This window comes from Saccharopolyspora erythraea NRRL 2338 (assembly GCF_000062885.1).
Taxonomy (GTDB): Bacteria; Actinomycetota; Actinomycetes; order Mycobacteriales; family Pseudonocardiaceae; genus Saccharopolyspora_D; species Saccharopolyspora_D erythraea.
The window spans coordinates 6,559,826-6,577,553 of record NC_009142.1 but is presented as its reverse complement, the minus strand read 5'-3'; the positions used below and the strand labels follow the sequence as shown (position 1 = coordinate 6,577,553).

Sequence of the window (17,728 nt, the reverse complement as noted above, 5' to 3'; positions counted from 1 at the left end):
GGTCAACGCTGCTGGGCCCGGTTTTTCGTTCAGCATCCCAGCCGTCGTCCGAAGGCACGAACACTTCGGCGTTCTATTGCGCGCGTTCGCGGCCACCTGGTTACGTTCGTCGCACACGGCCCTTTCGACGGTGAAGGAGTGGCGCCGGTGAGTACGTCGAGGCGGAGTGCGAGCTGGTTCGGGGCCCACGGCAGGGCCGGGATGACCGCGCGCTCCTGGCTGAAGAACCAGGGCTACAGCGACGACGTCTTCGACGGGCGGCCGGTGATCGGCATCGGCACCACGTGGTCGGAGCTCGCGCCGTGCAACGCCCACCAGCAGCGCATCGCCGAGGCGGTCAAGCGCGGCGTGTGGCAGGCGGGCGGCTTCCCGCTGGAGTTCCCCAACATGGCGCTCGGCGAGACCCTGATGCGCCCCACCACCATGCTCTACCGCAACCTGCTGGCGATGCAGGCCGAGGAGACGATCCGGGCCAACCCGCTCGACGGCGTCGTGCTGCTCTCCGGCTGCGACAAGACCACGCCGGGGCTGCTGATGGCGGCGGCCAGCGTGGACCTGCCCGCGGTGATGCTCACCGGCGGGCCGATGCTCAACGGCAAGTACAAGGGCACCGACATCGGCTCGGGCACCGCGGTGTGGAAGGCCGAGGAGGACCTCGTCGCCGGCCGCATCGACCAGGAGGAGTGCTACTTCATCGAGGGCTGCATGTCGCGGTCCAACGGCCACTGCATGACCATGGGCACCGCCTCGACGATGGCCTGCGTCGTCGAGGGCCTGGGCATGCAGTTCCCCTACGCGGCGTCGTGGCCCGCCGTCGACGCCCGCCGCTACGCCACCGCCCAGCAGGTCGGCAGGCGCATCGTCGGCATGGTCGAGGAGGACCTCAAGCCCTCGGACCTGATGACCCGCGAGGCGTTCCGCAACGCGATCCGGGTCAACGCCGCGATCGGCGGCTCCACCAACGCCGTGGTGCACCTGATCGCGATCGCCAAGCGGGTCGGGGTCGAGCTGACCGTCGACGACTTCGACGCCGACACCCGCGACGTGCCGACCCTGGTGAACCTGATGCCCAGCGGGAAGTTCCTGATGGAGGACTTCTGCTACGCGGGCGGGCTGCCCGCGGTGATGAAGGAGCTCGGCGAGCTGGTCGACGGGTCGGTGCTGACCGTCACGGGCCGCACGGTCGCCGACAACATCGCCGACGCCGAGATCCACGACCCGAGGGTGATCACCCCGCTCGGCGAGCCGTTCCAGGCCGCGGGCACCGGCACCGCCGTGCTGCGCGGGACGCTGGCGCCCGGAGGCGCGGTGATCAAGCAGTCGGCGGCCTCGCCGCGGCTGCTGCACCACCGCGGGCCGGCGATGGTGTTCGAGAGCGCCGAGGACTACTACGCCGTGTGCGAGGACGAGGACCTCGACGTCGACGAGAACACCGTGCTGGTCATCCGCAACGCGGGGCCGAAGGGGTACCCGGGCATGCCCGAGGTGGCCAACGTGCCGGTGCCCAAGAAGATCCTCAACCGCGGCATCGACGACATGGTGCGCATCTCGGACGGCCGGATGAGCGGCACCGCCTACGGCACGGTCGTCCTGCACGTCACGCCGGAGTCGGCGGCGGGCGGGCCGCTGGCGTTCGTGCGGACCGGCGACGTGGTGCACCTCGACGTGGCGAACCGGACGCTGGACCTCGAGGTCTCCGAGGAGGAGATGGACCGGCGGCGCGCGGACTGGAAGGACCCCGACAACCCGTATCCGCGGGGCTACCAGCGGCTTTACTACGACCACGTCCTGCAGGCGTCCGACGGCGCGGACCTGGACTTCCTGGTCGGCGGGTCCGGCAGCGCGGTGCCCCGCGACGGCCACTGACCGCGCCCGGCGAGGGGGTGGGGCCGACCCCTAGCGCGGCCCCACCCCGGGTTTCACAGGCCGGCCGGAACCTGCGGGTCGCTCCAGCCGAGGTAGTCGCCGAAGTACGACAGGCTGTCCTGGTGGCCGATGGCCCCGTCGATGCCGCTGGAGTAGAAGCCGCCGTTGCCGTCGGCGATGCCGACGTGGCCGTACTGGCTGATGTTCCAGTAGACGAAGGCGCCCTTCGGCGGGTTGGTGTCGCCCTCGTGCGCCTTGCCCGCGTCGACCGCGCCCTGCCAGTGCGCGATGGCCGAGGGCCACACGCCGGTCGTCCCCCAGGCGTTCTCGACGGCCTTCTCGCACAGGCCCTCGTAGGAGGTGTCGCCCTGCTTGGACTTGAACCACTCGACCGCACCCTCGGCGGTGCCGTCGGCCGGGTCGGCCGCGGCGGGCAGCGCGGCGGGGGCCTGCTGGACGAGTGCGGGTGCGGCGTCGGCGACCGGGGTCGCGGTGGTCACGGCGGGGAACACGGAGACGGCCGCGGCGGCGGTGCCGACGAGGGCCAATCGGCCGATCCGGGTGGGGCGTCGGTTCACGGAGTCCTCCAGGGTGGGGATTTTCCAACCAAACTGGCGGGAACGTAATCGATCACCGTGGAGTGACACCACAAAGTTCGGATGAACAGAGCAGGACCAGGACCCTGAACGGCGGCGGAGGTTGACCCCGTGGCATGGGTACTGCTCTGAGAGGCTGTTGTTGATCTCACCCTGCGTGCCGGTTCCGGAACCTCTCCACGAGCCGGGCGGGACTGCCGCCGGACCGGTGCCCCGCCCGGAGCGCACGGGTGTCCGATCAGATCCGCGCGGGCTCGCGCAGCCCGAGCGGAAGAACCCGCGTCACTCCGTGCTCATCCGGGAACGGAGGGTGTTCCGGCGCAGCGGCCGTTGCGCCGAACGGCCCCGGGGGCGCCACGCCGTACGCGCGGCCGACCATGAGGATGACCCGTCAGGTGGTACCGGTAGCCTGTCGCGACGTGCCTTCCGCGGTCGCGACAGCCCCGCCTCGCCCCACGAACGTCGAGCCGGTGGACACCGAACAGCTAGCCGAGCTCATCGGCGCGCGAATCCTTCGCGCCCCTGGTCAGGGCCCCTCCGGGCGGCCGGTGACGGGCGCGACGCTCAGAGCGCAGCACGTGCGGCCCGGCGACCTGTTCGCCGCGCTGCCCGGCACCCGCGTGCACGGCGCCGACTTCGCGGCCACGGCGCTGGACGCCGGTGCGGTCGCCGTCCTGACGGACCAGGCCGGCGTGGTCCGGGCGGACCTGCTCGACCACCCGGAGGTCAGCGCGGGCCGGGTCGCGCTGCTGGTGCACGACGACCCGCGCGCCGCGCTCGGACCGGCCGCCGCCAAGATCTACGGCGAACCCTCCAAACAGCTGCGCATCCTGGGCGTCACGGGCACCTCCGGCAAGACCACCACGACCTACCTGCTCGAGTCGGCGCTGGCCGCAGCGGGGTTCACCACCGGTCTGGTCGGCACCGTCGAGACCCGCATCGCCGGTGAGCGCCTGGACAGCGCGTTCACCACCCCCGAGGCCCCCGACCTGCAGGCGCTGCTGGCCGTGATGGTCGAGCACGGCGTCACGCACGTGCCGATGGAGGTCTCCAGCCACGCCCTCGCGCTCGGCCGGGTCTCGGGCACCCGCTTCACCGTCGGCGGGTTCACCAACCTCTCCCAGGACCACCTGGACTTCCACCGCGACCTCGACGACTACTTCCAGGCCAAGGCGCTGCTGTTCGACGGCCGCTCGGAGCACGAGGTCGTCTGCACCGACACCGACTGGGGCCGCAAGCTGGTCAAGCCCGGCACCATCACGGTGTCCACCACCGGCGACGCGTCCTGGACCGCCACCGACGTCGAGGCGTTCCCCACCGGCGAGCAGGAGTTCACCGCGCACGGCCCCGGCGGGCTCTCGCTGCGCATGCGGCTGCGGCTGCCCGGACCGTTCAACATCGCCAACGCGCTGCTGGCCATCGGCATCCTGCACGCCGCCGAGGTCCCCACCTGGGCCATCGAGCGCGGGCTGGCCGAGGTCGACGTGCCGGGCCGGATGGAGCGGGTCGCGCTCGGCCAGGACTTCACAGCCGTGGTCGACTACTCCCACAAGCCGGGCGCGGTGTCGGCGGTGCTGGACGCGGCGCGTGCACAGGCCGAGGGCCGCGTGATCGTGGTCCTGGGCTGCGGAGGCGACCGTGACGTCGCCAAACGGCCGCTGATGGGAGAGGCCGCCGCACGCCGGTCCGGACTACTGATCGTCACCGACGATAATCCTCGTAGCGAGGACCCGGCCGACATCCGGGCCGCCATGCTCGCCGGTGCCGAGGCGGTGCCCGCCGCCGAACGCGGCGAGGTCATCGAGCGGGGCGACCGGCGGGAGGCCATCGCCGAGGCGGTGGCGCGGGCGTCCAGCGGCGACATCGTCGTGGTCGCGGGCAAGGGGCACGAGACGGGACAGGAGGTGGCGGGCGTGGTCCATCCCTTCTCCGATCGGGAAGAGCTCGCCGCCGCCCTGCGCAGGCGGCTGGGCGCTGCCCACGCCGACGGGGGAGACACCGAAGTCCATCGGGGGCAGGGCGACGAGGAGGCAAGGTGATCCGGCTCAGCCTGGCTGACATCGCGGAAGCGGTGGGCGGCAGGCTCCATCGTGCGGATGGTTCGGAGATCGTGTCCGCGAGCGTGGAGTTCGACTCGCGGAAGGTGGCCCCCGGCGGGCTGTTCGTGGCCGTGCCCGGCGAACGGGTGGACGGCCACGACTTCGCCGCGCGGGCCGTCGCCGACGGTGCCGCCGGCGTGCTCGCGGCCCGCGAGGTCGACGCACCCGCGGTGATCGTGCCGCCGGTGCCCGCGGAGGCCACCGGGCTGATGGCGCTGGCGGGCGACACCGACGGCTCCGGCGCCGCGGTGCTGGCGGCGCTGGCCAGGCTCGCGCGGTACGTCGTGGACCGGCTGCCGCGGCTCACCGTGGTCGGGGTGACCGGCTCGTCCGGCAAGACCTCCACCAAGGACCTGATCGCCCAGCTGCTGGAGCCGATGGGGCCGACCGTGGCGCCGCCCGGTTCCTTCAACAACGAGCTCGGGCACCCGTGGACGGCGCTGCGCGCCGACGAGGACACGCGGCACCTGGTGCTGGAGCTGTCGGCCCGCGGTGTCGGCCACATCGCGAAGCTGTGCGAGGTGGCGCCGCCGCGCATCGGCGCGGTGCTCAACGTCGGCCACGCCCACCTCGGCGAGTTCGGCTCGCAGGAGGCGGTGGCCAGGGCCAAGGGCGAACTGGTGGAGTCGCTGCCCGCCGACGGCGTGGCGGTGCTCAACGCCGACGACCCGCTGGTCGCGGCGATGGCGTCGCGGACGCGCGCCCGCGTGGTGCTGGTCGGGGAGTCGCCCGGCGCCCACGTGCGGGCCGAGGACATCGTGCTCGACGAGCAGGCCAGGCCCAGCTTCACGCTGGTCGCCCCGCAGGGGTCGGCGCAGGTGTCGCTGCCGCTGCACGGCGAGCACCACGTCGGCAACGCGCTGAGCGCCGCCGCCATCGCCCTGGAGCTCGGCGCGACGCTGGAGCAGGTCGCCGACCGGCTCAGCGGCGTGCGGCGCGTCTCGGCCCGCCGGATGGAGGTCGCCGAGACCGCCGACGGCGTCACGGTCGTCAACGACGCCTACAACGCGAACCCGGAGTCCATGCGCGCCGCGCTGAAGACGCTGGCTTCCATGACCCGTGGCCGTCCCGGCCGGGCGTGGGCCGTCCTCGGCGTGATGGGCGAGCTGGGCGAGTCCGGGGCACAAGCGCACGACGAGATCGGGCGGCTGGCCGTCCGGCTCAACATCGACCGGCTGGTGGTCGTCGGGGACCAGGCGGCGGGAATGCACCACGGTGCGTCGCTGGAAGGTTCATGGGGAGAGGAGTCGGTTCTGGTGCCGGATGTCGACGCCGCCGTCGCGCTGCTGCGCGCCGAGCTGCGACCCGGTGATGTCGTGCTGGCCAAGGCGTCGAAGGTGGCCGCCCTGTGGCGGGTCGCCGAGGCGCTGATCGAGGCCCCGGACGGGGGTGCCCGGTGAAGAGCATCCTCGTCGGCGCCGCCGTGGCGCTGGTCGTGTCCATCCTGTTCACCCCGTACCTCATCCGCGTCTTCTCCCGGCAGGGCTTCGGGCAGGAGATCCGCGAGGAGGTGCAGCAGTCCCACGCCGCCAAGCGCGGCACGCCGACGATGGGCGGCGTGGCGATCCTGGTCGCCATGTGGGCGGGCTACCTGGTGGCCCACCTGACGGTCACCGACGAGCCGCCGACCGCCTCCGGGCTGCTGGTGCTCGGCCTGACCACCGCGCTGGGCATCGTCGGGTTCCTCGACGACTTCATCAAGATCCGCAAGCAGCGCAACCTCGGCCTGAACAAGACCGCCAAGCTGGTGGGCCAGCTCGTGGCATCGGTGCTGTTCGCGGTCCTGGCGATGCAGTTCGCCAACCAGAACGGCATCACGCCGGCCTCCGAGCACCTGTCGTTCATCCGCGACATCACGGTGATCTCGTTCGGCTCGGTCGGGTTCGTGATCTTCGCCTACATCGCGATCAGCGGCTGGTCCAACGCGGTGAACTTCACCGACGGCATGGACGGGCTGGCGGGCGGCACCGCGGCGATGGTGCTGGCGATCTACGTGGTGATCTCGTTCTGGCAGTTCCGCAACAACTGCTCGGCGCCCAACGGCCCGGCGCTGGCCTGCTACACGGTGCGCGACCCGCTGGACATCGCGCTCGTGGCGGGCGCGGCGATGGCGGCGTGCGTCGGCTTCCTGTGGTGGAACGCGGCACCGGCGAAGATCTTCATGGGCGACACCGGCTCGCTGGCCCTCGGCGGCCTGCTGGCCGGGCTGTCGATGGTCACCCGCACCGAGCTGCTGATGATCATCATCGGCGGTCTGTTCGTGGTCGAGGCGCTGTCGGTGGTCATGCAGATCGTGGTGTTCCGCTCGACGCGGCGGCGGCTGTTCCGGATGGCGCCGTTCCACCACCACTTCGAGCTGGCGGGCTGGGCCGAGACCACGGTGATCATCCGGTTCTGGGTCCTGGCCGCGATCAGCGCGATGTTCGGCCTGGGCCTGTTCTACGCGGACTGGCTCTCGCTGGCGCGCGAGTTCTTCTAGGGGGATGCCCGCTGGCGGAGCGCGCGTGACCGCCGGCGGAGCACTCCCCGCACGGGGGCGTGGGCAGCGCGGCTCACGCTCCCGACCGGGGCGCCCGGGCGGCGCCCCGCGGTACGCAGTGGGGACCGCGAGCCGCTTCGCGGTCCCGGCCGGGTGCGGGTGTACCCGCACTGACGCAGTGGAGGATCGTTGACGACGGGTCGGTTCGAGGGTCTGCGGGTGCTGGTCGCCGGTGCCGGGGTGTCCGGGCGGTCGGCGGCCGAGGCGCTGCTGGCCGCGGGTGCCTCGGTGACCGTCTCCGACGCCTCGTCCGACCGGCTGGTGGCCCTGGCGTCGTTGCAGGCGCAGGGCGCCGAGCTGGTCCCCGGGCTGACCGAGCCGCCGGAGGGCACCGACCTGGTGGTCACCAGCCCCGGCTGGCGGCCGGAGTCGCCGCTGCTGGCCGCCACCGTCGCGGCCGGGGTGGAGCTGATCGGCGAGGTCGAGCTGGCATGGCGCCTGGACCAGGAGAAGGCGAACGAGCCGGCTGACTCGACGGGCCGGCCTGCGGGGCCGGCCACCTGGCTCGCGGTGACCGGCACCAACGGCAAGACCACCACCGTCGGCATGCTGGAGTCGATCCTGCGCGCAGACGGCGTCGACGTCGTCGCCTGCGGCAACGTCGGCCTGCCGGTCGTCGACGCGGTCCGCGCCGGGCACCGGGTGCTCGCGGTGGAGCTGTCGAGCTTCCAGCTGCACTGGTCGCAGACGGTCGCCCCGCACGCCTCGGTCGTGCTCAACCTCGCCGCCGACCACCTCGACTGGCACGGCTCGCTGGACGCCTACGGCGCGGCCAAGGCCCGCGTCTACGCGGGCAACTCGGTCGCGGTGCACAACGCCGACGACGAGTGGTCGGTGCGGCTGGCCGACGCCGGCGCTCCGCAGCAGGCCCGCCGGGTTTCGTTCACGCTCTCCGACCCGGCGCCCGGCGTTCTCGGCGTCGAGTCGGGCGCGCTGGTGGACCGCGCGTTCGGCGACCGGGTGCGCCTGGCGGCGGTCGCCGACGTCCACCCGGCCGGTCCGCACAACGTGGCCAACGCGCTGGCCGCGGCGTCCCTCGCACGCGCCTACGGCGTCGAACCGGAGGCCGTCGCCGAGGGCCTGCGCTCCTTCCAGCCCGGCGCGCACCGCTCGGTCGTGGTGGCCGAGTCCGCGGGCGTGTCCTACGTCGACGACTCCAAGGCCACCAACCCGCACGCCGCCGACGCCGCGCTGCGCGCGCACCCGAAGGTCGTGTGGATCGCGGGCGGCCTGCTCAAGGGCGCCGACGTCGAGGACCTGGTCGCGGCCAACGCCGCCCGCCTCGCCGGGGTGGTGCTCATCGGCCGGGACCGCGCCCGGTTCGCCGAAGCGCTGGCTCGACACGCGCCCGATGTTCCGGTGCGCGAGGTGGAGTCGGGGGACGATGCGGGCATGCTTGCCGCTGTCCGCCTCGCGGGTGAATTCGCAGAGCCCGGCTGCGCCGTCGTCCTTGCGCCCGCCGCCGCCTCCATGGACATGTTCACCGACTACGCCCACCGCGGCCGCGCGTTCGCCGACGCGGTCCGCGACGTGCTGTCGGGCGCGGTGGCCCCGGCCAACGGCGGGTGAACCGGTCGTGCCCACCGCCACCAAGACCGCCCCGAGGCAGGCCCGCGGCGTCGACCGGCGCGGCGCGGGCGCGCTGTTCTCGCCGCTGACCGCGTGGCTCACCCGGCCGCTGGCCTCGTTCCACCTGCTGCTGGCCGTCTTCGGCCTGCTGACCGTGTTCGGCCTGGTGATGGTGCTGTCGGCCTCCAGCGTCGACTCGTTCAGCAAGGCGGGCTCGACCTACAACGTCTTCGGCAGGCAGGTGCTGTACTGCCTGGCCGGGCTGGTGCTGTTCTACATCGCGCTGCGGGTGCCGGTGCGGCTGATGCGGCGGTTCAGCCTGATCCTGCTCACCTCCTGCCTCGGTCTGCTGGTGCTGGTGCTGACCCCACTGGGAGCGACGGTCAACGGCGCGCAGAGCTGGTTCATCATCGCCGGGGTCTCCTTCCAGCCGGTCGAGTTCGCCAAGGTCGCGTTCGCGCTGTGGGGCGCGCACGTGCTGGTCACCAAGCGCGGCCTGCTCGGCCAGTACCGGCACCTGCTGGTGCCCGTGGTGCCCGGCGCGCTGCTGATGTTCGCCCTGGTGATGCTGCAGCCCGACCTCGGTTCGACGATCACGCTGTTCATAGTGCTGGCCGCGCTGATGTGGTTCGCGGGCGCGCCGCTGCGGCTGTTCGGCGTGGTCCTGCTGGCGGCGGTGACCGCGGGCGTGGTGCTGACCATGGTCGCCGACTACCGGATGGCGCGGCTGACGACCTTCCTCGACCCCGGCTCCGACCCCAGCGGGCGCGGCTACCACGCGCAGCAGTCGCTGTACGCGCTGGCCGACGGCGGGCTGTTCGGCCGCGGGCTCGGGCAGGGCTGGTCCAAGTGGCAGTACCTGCCCAACGTGCACAACGACTTCATCTTCGCCGTCATCGGCGAGGAGCTGGGCTTCGTCGGCTGCTCGCTGGTGCTCGTCCTGTTCGGCACCACCGCCTACGTCGGCATGCGCATCGCCTCCCGCAACACCGACCCGTGGATCCGGCTCATCGCCGCGACCCTGACGACGTGGCTGGTCGGGCAGGCCGCGATCAACGTCGGCTACGTGGTCGGGCTGCTGCCCATCACCGGCCTGCCGCTGCCGCTGATCTCCTCCGGCGGGTCGTCGGTTGTGACGACCATGCTGGTGTTCGGGCTGCTCGCCAACTTCGCCCGGCACGAGCCGGAGGCGATCGCCGCGCTACGGTCTCTGGGACCGGGCCGGGTGGGCCGGTTGCTGCGGTTGCCCACACCGGAGCCCTACCGGCCGCCGGTGAAGCGGCGTCCGGCGCGGGCCACCACCCCACCGAGCCGCCCCGGGGTGAAGACCCCGGGGGCGCAAGCCACCCGCCGGGGATCCGGAGAGGCACGCGCGCGCGGAGCGCGCAGCGGGCCGGGATCCCGGGCGCAGACACGAGGAGGACATCGTTGAGCTGGCAGCAAGCGGCCGGGTACGGCGCGGGCGACGCCATGGCGCGGCGGGCGCCGTCGGTCGTGGTGGCCGGTGGCGGTACCGCCGGCCACATCGAGCCGGCACTGGCGCTGGCCGACGCGGTGCGACGGCTGCGGCCGGACGCGCGGGTCACCGCGCTGGGCACCGAGCGCGGTCTGGAGAACCGGCTGGTGCCGGCCCGCGGCTACCCGCTGGAGCTGGTGCCGCCGGTGCCGATGCCGCGCAAACCCACCCCCGAACTGCTCAAGCTGCCGCTGAAGGTGCGGGAGTCGGTCAAGCGGACGCGTGAGGTGCTCGACCGGGTCGGCGCCGACGTCGTCGTCGGCTTCGGCGGCTACGTGTCGCTGCCGGCCTACCTCGCCGCGCGCGGCAAGACCCCGATCGTGGTGCACGAGGCCAACGCCCGCGCCGGGCTGGCGAACAAGGTCGGCGCGAAGTTCGCCGAGCGCGTGCTGTCAGCCACCCCGGACAGCGGCCTGGCCGGGGCGCGGACCATCGGCATCCCGCTGCGGGAGTCGATCACCACGCTCGACCGCGCGGCGCTGCGCGCCCAGGCGCGGGCCCACTTCGGGCTGCACCCGCACGCCCCGACCATCCTGGTCTTCGGCGGCTCGCAGGGTGCCCGCACCCTCAACACCGCCTTCTCCGGCGCGGCCGACGCGCTGGGGCGCGCCGGGGTCGGCGTGCTGCACGCCCACGGCCCGAAGAACACCCTCGCGGTGCAGCAGGTCCCGGGCGCGCCCGTCTACAACGCGGTGCCGTACCTGGAGCGGATGGACCTCGCCTACGCCGCGGCCGACCTGGTGGTCTGCCGCTCCGGGGCGATGACGGTCGCCGAGGTCTCGGCGGTCGGCCTGCCCGCGGTCTTCGTGCCGCTGCCGCACGGCAACGGCGAGCAGGCGCTCAACGCGCAGCCGGTGGTCAGCGCCGGTGGCGCGCGGCTGGTGCCGGACGAGCAGATGACCCCGCAGCGGGTCGTCGAAGAGTTGCTGCCGCTGGCGCTGGACGCCCAGCGGTTGCAGGAGATGAGCCGGGCGACGCTGAGCACCGGGCACCGCGAGGCGGACCGGGTGCTGGCCCAGATCGTGCTGGAGGTGGCCGGGCGATGAGGACCGATGCGGCCGGTGGGACGTACCTGGATCCGTCCGCCGCGGACGTGACCGCGCTGCTGGAGCGGGTGCACCTGGTCGGCATCGGCGGCGCCGGGATGAGCGGCATCGCGCGCATCCTGCTGGCGCGGGGCAGGCAGGTGTCGGGTTCCGACGCCAGGGACTCGCGCACGGTGCTGGCGCTGAAGGCGCAGGGCGCGCACATCGCGCTGGGGCACCGGGCGGAGAACATCGAGCAGTTCGACGGTGACCCGACGGCGGTCGTGGTCTCCACCGCGATCCGTCGGGACAACCCGGAGCTGGTCGCGGCGCAGGAACGCGGCGTCCCGGTGCTGCGCCGGGCGGAGGCGCTGGCGGCGCTGATGGCCGACCACCGCGTGGCCTGCGTGGCGGGAACGCACGGCAAGACCTCGACCACCTCGATGCTGACCGTGGCGTTGCAGCACTGCCGCCTCGACCCGTCGTTCGCCATCGGCGGCGACCTCAACGAGTCGGGGGCCAACGCCCACCACGGCGACGGCGGTGTCTTCGTCGCCGAGGCCGACGAGAGCGACGGCTCGTTCCTGGTGTTCGCGCCGTCGGTCGCGGTGGTGACCAACGTCGAGCCCGACCACCTCGACCACCACGGCACCGCCGAGGCCTACACGGAGGTCTTCCAGCGGTTCGTGGAGCGCATCGAGCCGGGCGGCGTGCTCATCGCCTGCGCCGACGACGCGGGCGCGGCGCTGCTGGCCGACCAGGCGGAGGCGGCCGGGGTGCGGGTGCGCCGGTACGGCCACGAGGTGACCGCCGACGGCGACGCGCGCATGGTCGGCTACCGCCCCGAGCACGGTTCGGGCGTGGTGACCGTCGAGGTGTCCGGCGACCGCCTCGACGTCCAGGTGGCGGTGCCCGGTGAGCACATGGCGGCCAACGCCGTCGCCGCCCTGCTGGCCGGGCTGGAGCTCGGCGCACCGCTGGAGGGCCTGCTCGAGGGCCTGGCCGCGTTCGGCGGTGTGCGCAGGCGCTTCGAGTTCAAGGGCCGTGCCGACGGGGTGCGGGTCTACGACGACTACGCCCACCACCCCACCGAGGTCGACGCGCAGCTGCGCGCGGCGCGCCCGGTGGTCGGCGACGGACGGCTGGTCGTGGTCTTCCAGCCGCACCTGTACTCGCGCACGGCGGCCTTCTCGGGCGAGTTCGCCACGGCGCTCGGCCTGGCCGACGAGGTCGTCGTGCTCGACGTCTACGGCGCGCGGGAGGACCCGCAGCCGGGCGTCACCGGTGAGCTGATCGCCGAGTCGGTGCCGCTGCCCGCCGAGCGGGTGCACTACGAGGCGTCGTTCACCGCCGCCGCGCCGCTGGTCGCGGGGCTGGTCCAGCCCGGCGACCTGGTCCTGACCATGGGTGCGGGGGACGTGACGATGCTCGGCCCGGAGATCCTCGCCGAGGTCGAGCGCGAGAGCGGGGCGACCGAGGAGGACGCATGACCGCCCGCCGCCGCCCCGCCGTGCTGCCCGGCCTGTCGCAGCACGCGTGCTCGCCGGTCCGGCGGGGCGTGGCTGGTCCGGCCCGGTTGCCGGGTCTGTCGCAGCGTGCGTGCTCGCCGGGGCTGGGTGTGTCGGGTTCGGTGCGCTACCCGGCTCGGCCGGGCCTGCGGCGATCGGGGCTGCCGGAGTTTGCCTCCGCTGGCGAGGCCCAAGGCCTGCAAGGTTCCTCCCGGTTGCCGGGACTGCCGGAGTCCGCTCGCCGGTCCCCCGCCGGGACCCGTCATCTGCCCGGTGACCGTGGCCTGCACAGGGTCGTTGCCCTGCCCGGTGACCTTGGCCTGAGCGGGGAGCGCGCGTGACGACGCGGTCGCGCGGTCGCCGACCGGCCAGGCCCGGCGTGCGCCGCAGCACCGGTGGCCGGCCGGTGCGCGGTGGCGTCGCGCCGCCGCCGTGGCGGCGCTGGCTGCTGCCCGCGGTGGTCGCGGCGGCGACCGTGGTCGCGCTCGTCCTGTACTTCACGCCCCTGCTGGGCGTGCGCGAGGTCCGTGTCGAAGGCAACGGTGCGTTGTCCGAGCAGGAGGTCCTGGCCGCGGCCGGCGTCGAGCTGGGCAAGCCGATGCTGCAGGTCGACGAGGAGCAGATCGCCGAGCGCCTGCGCGCGGTGCCGAAGGTCGCCGAGGCCGGGGTCGAGCTGGCGTGGCCTTCGGCGGTCCGGCTGCGGGTCACCGAGCGCGTCCCGGTGGCCTACCTGGTCACCGGCACCGGCTTCCAGCTCGTCGACGCGGGCGGGGTCACCTTCGACCAGGTGCCGCAGGCCCCTGCCGGACTGCCGAGGCTGGAGGCCCGGCACGCCGGTCCGGGCGACCCGGCGATCACCGCCGCGATGACCGTCCTGACCGCGCTTCCCCCGGCCGTGCGCGCCGAGGTGACGGCGGTGATCGCGCACAACCCCCGCGACCTGCGCCTGCACCTGCGCGGCGACCGCGAGGTGGAGTGGGGCGGCGTGCGGGAGACGCCCCGCAAGGCCGCGATCCTGCCGCCCCTGCTCACCCGCCCGGGCCGCGTATACGACGTGACCAGTCCGGTGCTGCCCACCGTGGCGCAGTAGGGGCGCACCAAGCCGTAGGGCCGCACTGCGCAGTAGGGGCGCACTACACCCACATCAGGTGCAGCTCCTGGCTCCCGATGCGGGCGAGCCGCTGCCGGGCCGACTCGGCCGACCGGAACGACCCGTTCATCCGCCCCGTGGCGCTGACGATCGCGGCGTGGTCGTCGAACGCCATGCCCCAGTACTCGACGTGCCCGCAGTGGCGGTCGCCCACCTCCTCGCACAACGCGAACAGTTTCGGTGTGCTCTCCTTTGCCAGGTTGCCCCGTTCGGCCATGAATTCCTCTCGGGTTCCAAACGGGGCCAGCGCATCGGCGTCGAATTCGGGCATGTCGTCCTCCTGTGATTCGGTTTCGGTGATCGAGTGGAACCATATGGCTAACTTGTAAGCTAAGCGACTACCTGATCGAGTGGAGGGCTCACATGGTCGCCCGATCGGGTTTCCGGTTGAAGCGGCAGACTTGCGTGGAAGGAGGTCGACTTGGCCGAGCGAGGTGACCCGTCGGCGCTGCGTTGGCTGATCGGCAACGAGCTGCGCCACTACCGTCTTCAAGCAGGTCGAACCGTCGCTGAGTCGGGAAAGGTGCTCGGGTGCAGCCACGCCAAGATCACCCACCTCGAGACGGGCAGGTACCAGCAGCAACCTGCGGAAGTCGCGGAGCTGCTCGAGTTCTACGAGGTTTCGCGGCACGACGTCGATCGCCTGGTCACGTTGGCGGGAAGCTCGAACGCGCGAACCTGGTGGGCGCCGTGGGCGAACGTGGTCCCGGATTGGCTCAAGACGTTCGTAGGTCTCGAGGGTTTGGCGAAGTCCGAGTTCAACTACGAGACCGCATTGCTTCCCGGGCTGTTGCAAACGGAGGAGTATGCGCGAGCGGCGACGGTCTCCACCGGTTTCGTGCGCCCCGATCACAGTGAACGTTTCGTGTCCTTCCGTCTGGCGCGGGCGGATCGGCTCGGGAGCCGCTGTCCGCTCGAACTGCACGCGGTCATCGAGGAATCCGCTCTGCTGCGCCACATAGGTGACGCAGAGATTCGAAAGCGGCAGTACCGCCACCTGCTCGAACTGGCCGAGCGGCCCAATGTCGTGATCCAGGTCATCCGTCCCCAGGACGGGCCGCACGCGGCCGTGAGCGGCCCGTTCTTCCTGTTCGAGTTCGCCGATGCCCGTCCGATCGGCTATACCGAGCTGCTTGACGGTGCTGTGTATCTCCAGGACCCGGACCAGGTGAGCACCTATATGATGACCGCGAAAAACCTTCAGGAAACTGCTATGCAGCCTGATGATTCGCTCGCGTTGATCGGTTCGCTGGTCAGCGCCTGACGCGGAGGCGAGCAGAGTGCCAGCCGACCGGGCCAGCTTGAACTGGCGGAAGTCCAGCCGCAGCGGCAACAACGGCGCCTGCGTAGAGGTGGCATTTGTGGGCGACGGCGTCGCGGCCCGTGATTCCAAGGAGCCCGATGGTCCCGTTCTGGTCTTCGACCGCGCCCGCTGGGCGGCGTTCCTGGCACGCCTGAGCTGCTGATCAAGATCGTTTCCGTCGCGCTAACGTGTGACCCGTGTTCAGGGTGAGTGGCGAGGCTCCGGAGTCGTTCTTCTCCGGCGCGGGCAGGGCGGCGGCGCCCACCCGGCGGCTGCGCGTCGCGAGCCGCCGCCCGGCGGGTGCCCCGCCGGTGGACGTGGCCGAGGCCGAGGACTTCCTGCGGCTGTTCCACGCCGAGAACCGCGACTCCGGCTCCCTCCAGTACCGCATCGACCGCATGCGCTACGAGGTCGAGACGGTCGGCACCTACCGCCACACCGAGGCCGAGCTGGCGTTCGGCGCGCGCGTCGCGTGGCGCAACAGCGCCCGCTGCATCGGCAGGTTGTACTGGAAGAGCCTGAAGGTGCGGGACCTGCGCGACGTGCACACCGTCGCCGACATCGCCGGGCACTGCGTGCAGCACCTGCGCCAGGCAACCAACGGCGGCAAGATCCGCCCCGTCATCAGCATCTTCCCGCCGGACACGCCGAGCCGCCCGGCGCCGCGCATCTGGAACGAGCAGCTGATCCGCTACGCCGGTTACGAGCGCCGGGACGGCAGCGTCCTCGGCGATCCGCGCTACCGCGGCTTCACCGCGGCCGTGCGCAGCTTCGGCTGGCACCCGCCCCGCGAGCCCGGCGCCTTCGACGTCCTGCCGCTTGTCGTGGAGACCGCGGAGGAGGGCGCGCACATGTTCGCGCTGCCGCGCGACGCGATCAGCGAGGTGCCGCTGAGGCATCCGGACCTGCGGTGGTTCGGCGCGCTCGGGCTGCGCTGGCACGCCGTCCCGGTGATCAGCAACATGCGCCTGTCGATCGGCGGCGTCTCCTATCCCGCGGCGCCGTTCAACGGCTGGTACATGGGCACCGAGATCGGGGCCCGCAACCTCGCCGACCCCGGTCGCTACGACCTGCTGCCGGTGGTCGCCGAACGCCTCGGCCTGGACACCTCGCGCCCGGACGCCCTGTGGAAGGACCGGGCGCTGGTGGAGCTGACCAGGGCCGTGCAGCACTCGTTCCACGAGGCCGGGGTGACGATCACCGACCACCACACCGAGTCCGAGCGCTTCCTCACCCACGTGCGGCGGGAGGAGGCCGCCGGCCGGAAGTGCCCGGCGGACTGGAGCTGGATCGTGCCGCCGATGTCGGGCGGGCAGACACCCGTCTTCCACCGCTACTACGACACCGAGCCCCAGCTCCCGGACTTCTTCACCGACGAGGACGCCACCCGCCGCGCACTGCACGGCGGTCCACCGCACTTCTCCTGATCAGCGAGCTACACGGCGCGGACGACCATCTACCGAGCGCGGGTATTCCCGCAAGCGCGGGAAACGGCACGACCGCGCCGGACACCGGGCCGCCGTTGCGGAGGCACAGTGTCCGGCCTCGGCCGAAGGGCTCAGTGTCCGACCTCGGCCAAAGCGTCCGGCCCGGCGAAGGCGCTCACCCCACGTCAGTCCACTCAGGACGCTTGATGCCGTGCAGGTTCCGGTAGGCCGCGCGCGGCGGTGACGTCCACCCGCTCAGCAGTTCCGCGTCCGGCCGGTACACCTCCACGCCCAGCGGCCTGCACACCTCCAGCGGGTCGCGCGCGTCCGGACCCCACAGCGGCACCGACAGGTCGCCGCCGGGGCAGGTCGACAGCGCGCACAGCAGGTCGATCTCGGCGAAGAACTCGAAGAAGTCGCCCGCCCGCGCCGGGCACGCCTTCATGAAGTAGCGGTCCTCGTCGTTGAGCCCGGTGCACTGGAAGACGTTGAGCACGTCGTGCACGTCGAACTCGGTCAGCCCGTGCGGCAGGACCGCGCGCACCAGGTTCGAGTGGCAGTGGAAGTCGAAGTCCTCGCCGGTGAGCATCCGGTTGACGTAGGGGTCGCAGCGGGTGCCGAGCAGGTCGTGCACCCGCCCGCCCTGCTCGTCCTCGCCGTAGCCGGCGAGCGAGTCGTCGGTCACGGTCAGCAGCGGGCGCAGGAACGGCAGCGTGGACCAGATGCGGTCGTGGGTGCTGATGTGCGCGCGCTGGAGCTGCCGGGTGCGGGAGGCCCACATCCGCTCGCGCGGGTCGGCGGCGTTCCACACGTTGAGATCGCCGACCTGCGGGCCGGTGACCGTCACGATCCGGCACAGGTGGCCCGCGGGCACGTGCCACGCGCGCCCGGACCTGATCGGGATCTCGAAGGACTCGACCGGTTCGTGCGCGCCGGCGCGCACCGCCACCCGGTCGTAGAACGCGGTGTCGACATCCAGCGGGCCACCGGCGGTGGCGTGGTACGCGGCTGCCCGATCGTTCAACTCGATCACTCCGTTCGCCGTGTCCTGGGCCGATCGGCCCGGCCCGGGGCGAACGTACCGCGATTTCCGCCAGAACCGCCCCGACGCCGGAGAGTGCTGGGTTGAC

General features: G+C 72.5%; 15 protein-coding genes. 12 read left to right on the top strand and 3 right to left on the bottom strand.

What is annotated here, in order from left to right; genetic code table 11:
* The first annotated feature begins 147 nt into the window (after positions 1-147).
* Positions 148-1,866 (top strand): IlvD/Edd family dehydratase, encoded by a 1,719-nt coding sequence (locus SACE_RS28075; protein WP_029621402.1) that lies wholly within the window; start codon positions 148-150, stop codon positions 1,864-1,866.
* Positions 1,867-1,919: 53 nt separating this feature from the next.
* On the opposite strand, the gene SACE_RS28070 is transcribed toward SACE_RS28075, so the two are convergent.
* The gene (locus tag SACE_RS28070) at positions 1,920-2,444 is read right to left on the bottom strand and encodes a hypothetical protein (protein ID WP_009943132.1); all 525 of its coding nucleotides are present in this window, start codon (positions 2,442-2,444) and stop codon (positions 1,920-1,922) included.
* A gap of 488 nt (positions 2,445-2,932) precedes the next feature.
* Between SACE_RS28070 and SACE_RS28065 the strand changes: the two genes are divergently transcribed.
* The 8 genes from SACE_RS28065 (at position 2,933) to SACE_RS28030 (ending at position 13,808) form a co-directional block, all read left to right on the top strand.
* Positions 2,933-4,501, top strand: a complete 1,569-nt coding sequence (locus SACE_RS28065) for a UDP-N-acetylmuramoyl-L-alanyl-D-glutamate--2,6-diaminopimelate ligase (protein ID WP_011874865.1) — start codon at positions 2,933-2,935, stop codon at positions 4,499-4,501.
* Complete coding sequence (locus SACE_RS28060; protein ID WP_009943135.1) at positions 4,498-5,961, top strand: UDP-N-acetylmuramoyl-tripeptide--D-alanyl-D-alanine ligase; 1,464 nt, start codon at positions 4,498-4,500, stop codon at positions 5,959-5,961. Before SACE_RS28065 ends, SACE_RS28060 begins: the two co-directional genes overlap by 4 nt.
* Positions 5,958-7,040: a phospho-N-acetylmuramoyl-pentapeptide-transferase gene (gene mraY / locus SACE_RS28055; protein WP_009943137.1), complete on the top strand. Its 1,083-nt coding sequence runs from the start codon at positions 5,958-5,960 to the stop codon at positions 7,038-7,040. The genes SACE_RS28060 and mraY overlap by 4 nt, the downstream gene beginning before the upstream one ends.
* 189 nt (positions 7,041-7,229) lie before the next feature.
* Positions 7,230-8,669 carry a UDP-N-acetylmuramoyl-L-alanine--D-glutamate ligase gene (gene murD, locus SACE_RS28050; protein WP_009943138.1) on the top strand — a complete coding sequence of 480 codons (1,440 nt, stop codon included), beginning with the start codon at positions 7,230-7,232 and terminating at the stop codon, positions 8,667-8,669.
* A gap of 7 nt (positions 8,670-8,676) precedes the next feature.
* A complete protein-coding gene (ftsW, locus tag SACE_RS28045; RefSeq protein WP_009943139.1) occupies positions 8,677-10,101 on the top strand; it encodes a putative lipid II flippase FtsW in 1,425 nt (474 codons plus the stop codon).
* A gap of 38 nt (positions 10,102-10,139) precedes the next feature.
* On the top strand, positions 10,140-11,231 hold the full coding sequence (gene murG / locus SACE_RS28040; RefSeq protein WP_037302709.1) for an undecaprenyldiphospho-muramoylpentapeptide beta-N-acetylglucosaminyltransferase: 1,092 nt from the start codon (positions 10,140-10,142) through the stop codon (positions 11,229-11,231).
* Positions 11,228-12,700 (top strand): UDP-N-acetylmuramate--L-alanine ligase, encoded by a 1,473-nt coding sequence (gene murC / locus SACE_RS28035; RefSeq protein WP_009943140.1) that lies wholly within the window; start codon positions 11,228-11,230, stop codon positions 12,698-12,700. The genes murG and murC overlap by 4 nt, the downstream gene beginning before the upstream one ends.
* Before the next feature lie 355 nt (positions 12,701-13,055).
* Positions 13,056-13,808 (top strand): cell division protein FtsQ/DivIB, encoded by a 753-nt coding sequence (locus SACE_RS28030; protein WP_143538243.1) that lies wholly within the window; start codon positions 13,056-13,058, stop codon positions 13,806-13,808.
* Between the two features lie 43 nt (positions 13,809-13,851).
* On the opposite strand, the gene SACE_RS28025 is transcribed toward SACE_RS28030, so the two are convergent.
* Entirely contained in the window at positions 13,852-14,139 is a 288-nt protein-coding gene (locus tag SACE_RS28025; RefSeq protein WP_021341228.1) for a hypothetical protein, read from the bottom strand.
* A gap of 150 nt (positions 14,140-14,289) precedes the next feature.
* Between SACE_RS28025 and SACE_RS28020 the strand changes: the two genes are divergently transcribed.
* The 3 genes from SACE_RS28020 to SACE_RS28015 are packed head-to-tail and all read left to right on the top strand — an operon-like array spanning position 14,290 to position 16,598.
* Positions 14,290-15,132, top strand: coding sequence for a helix-turn-helix domain-containing protein (locus SACE_RS28020; protein ID WP_011874860.1), 843 nt, complete (start codon positions 14,290-14,292; stop codon positions 15,130-15,132).
* A gap of 16 nt (positions 15,133-15,148) precedes the next feature.
* Positions 15,149-15,334 carry a DUF397 domain-containing protein gene (locus tag SACE_RS36985; RefSeq protein WP_021341227.1) on the top strand — a complete coding sequence of 62 codons (186 nt, stop codon included), beginning with the start codon at positions 15,149-15,151 and terminating at the stop codon, positions 15,332-15,334.
* 34 nt (positions 15,335-15,368) lie between these two features.
* Positions 15,369-16,598, top strand: coding sequence for a nitric oxide synthase oxygenase (locus SACE_RS28015; RefSeq protein WP_009943147.1), 1,230 nt, complete (start codon positions 15,369-15,371; stop codon positions 16,596-16,598).
* 175 nt (positions 16,599-16,773) lie between these two features.
* Here the strand turns inward: SACE_RS28015 and SACE_RS28010 are convergent, their stop codons facing one another.
* Positions 16,774-17,622 carry an urea carboxylase-associated family protein gene (locus tag SACE_RS28010; protein WP_011874858.1) on the bottom strand — a complete coding sequence of 283 codons (849 nt, stop codon included), beginning with the start codon at positions 17,620-17,622 and terminating at the stop codon, positions 16,774-16,776.
* Between the last annotated feature and the right edge of the window lie 106 nt (positions 17,623-17,728).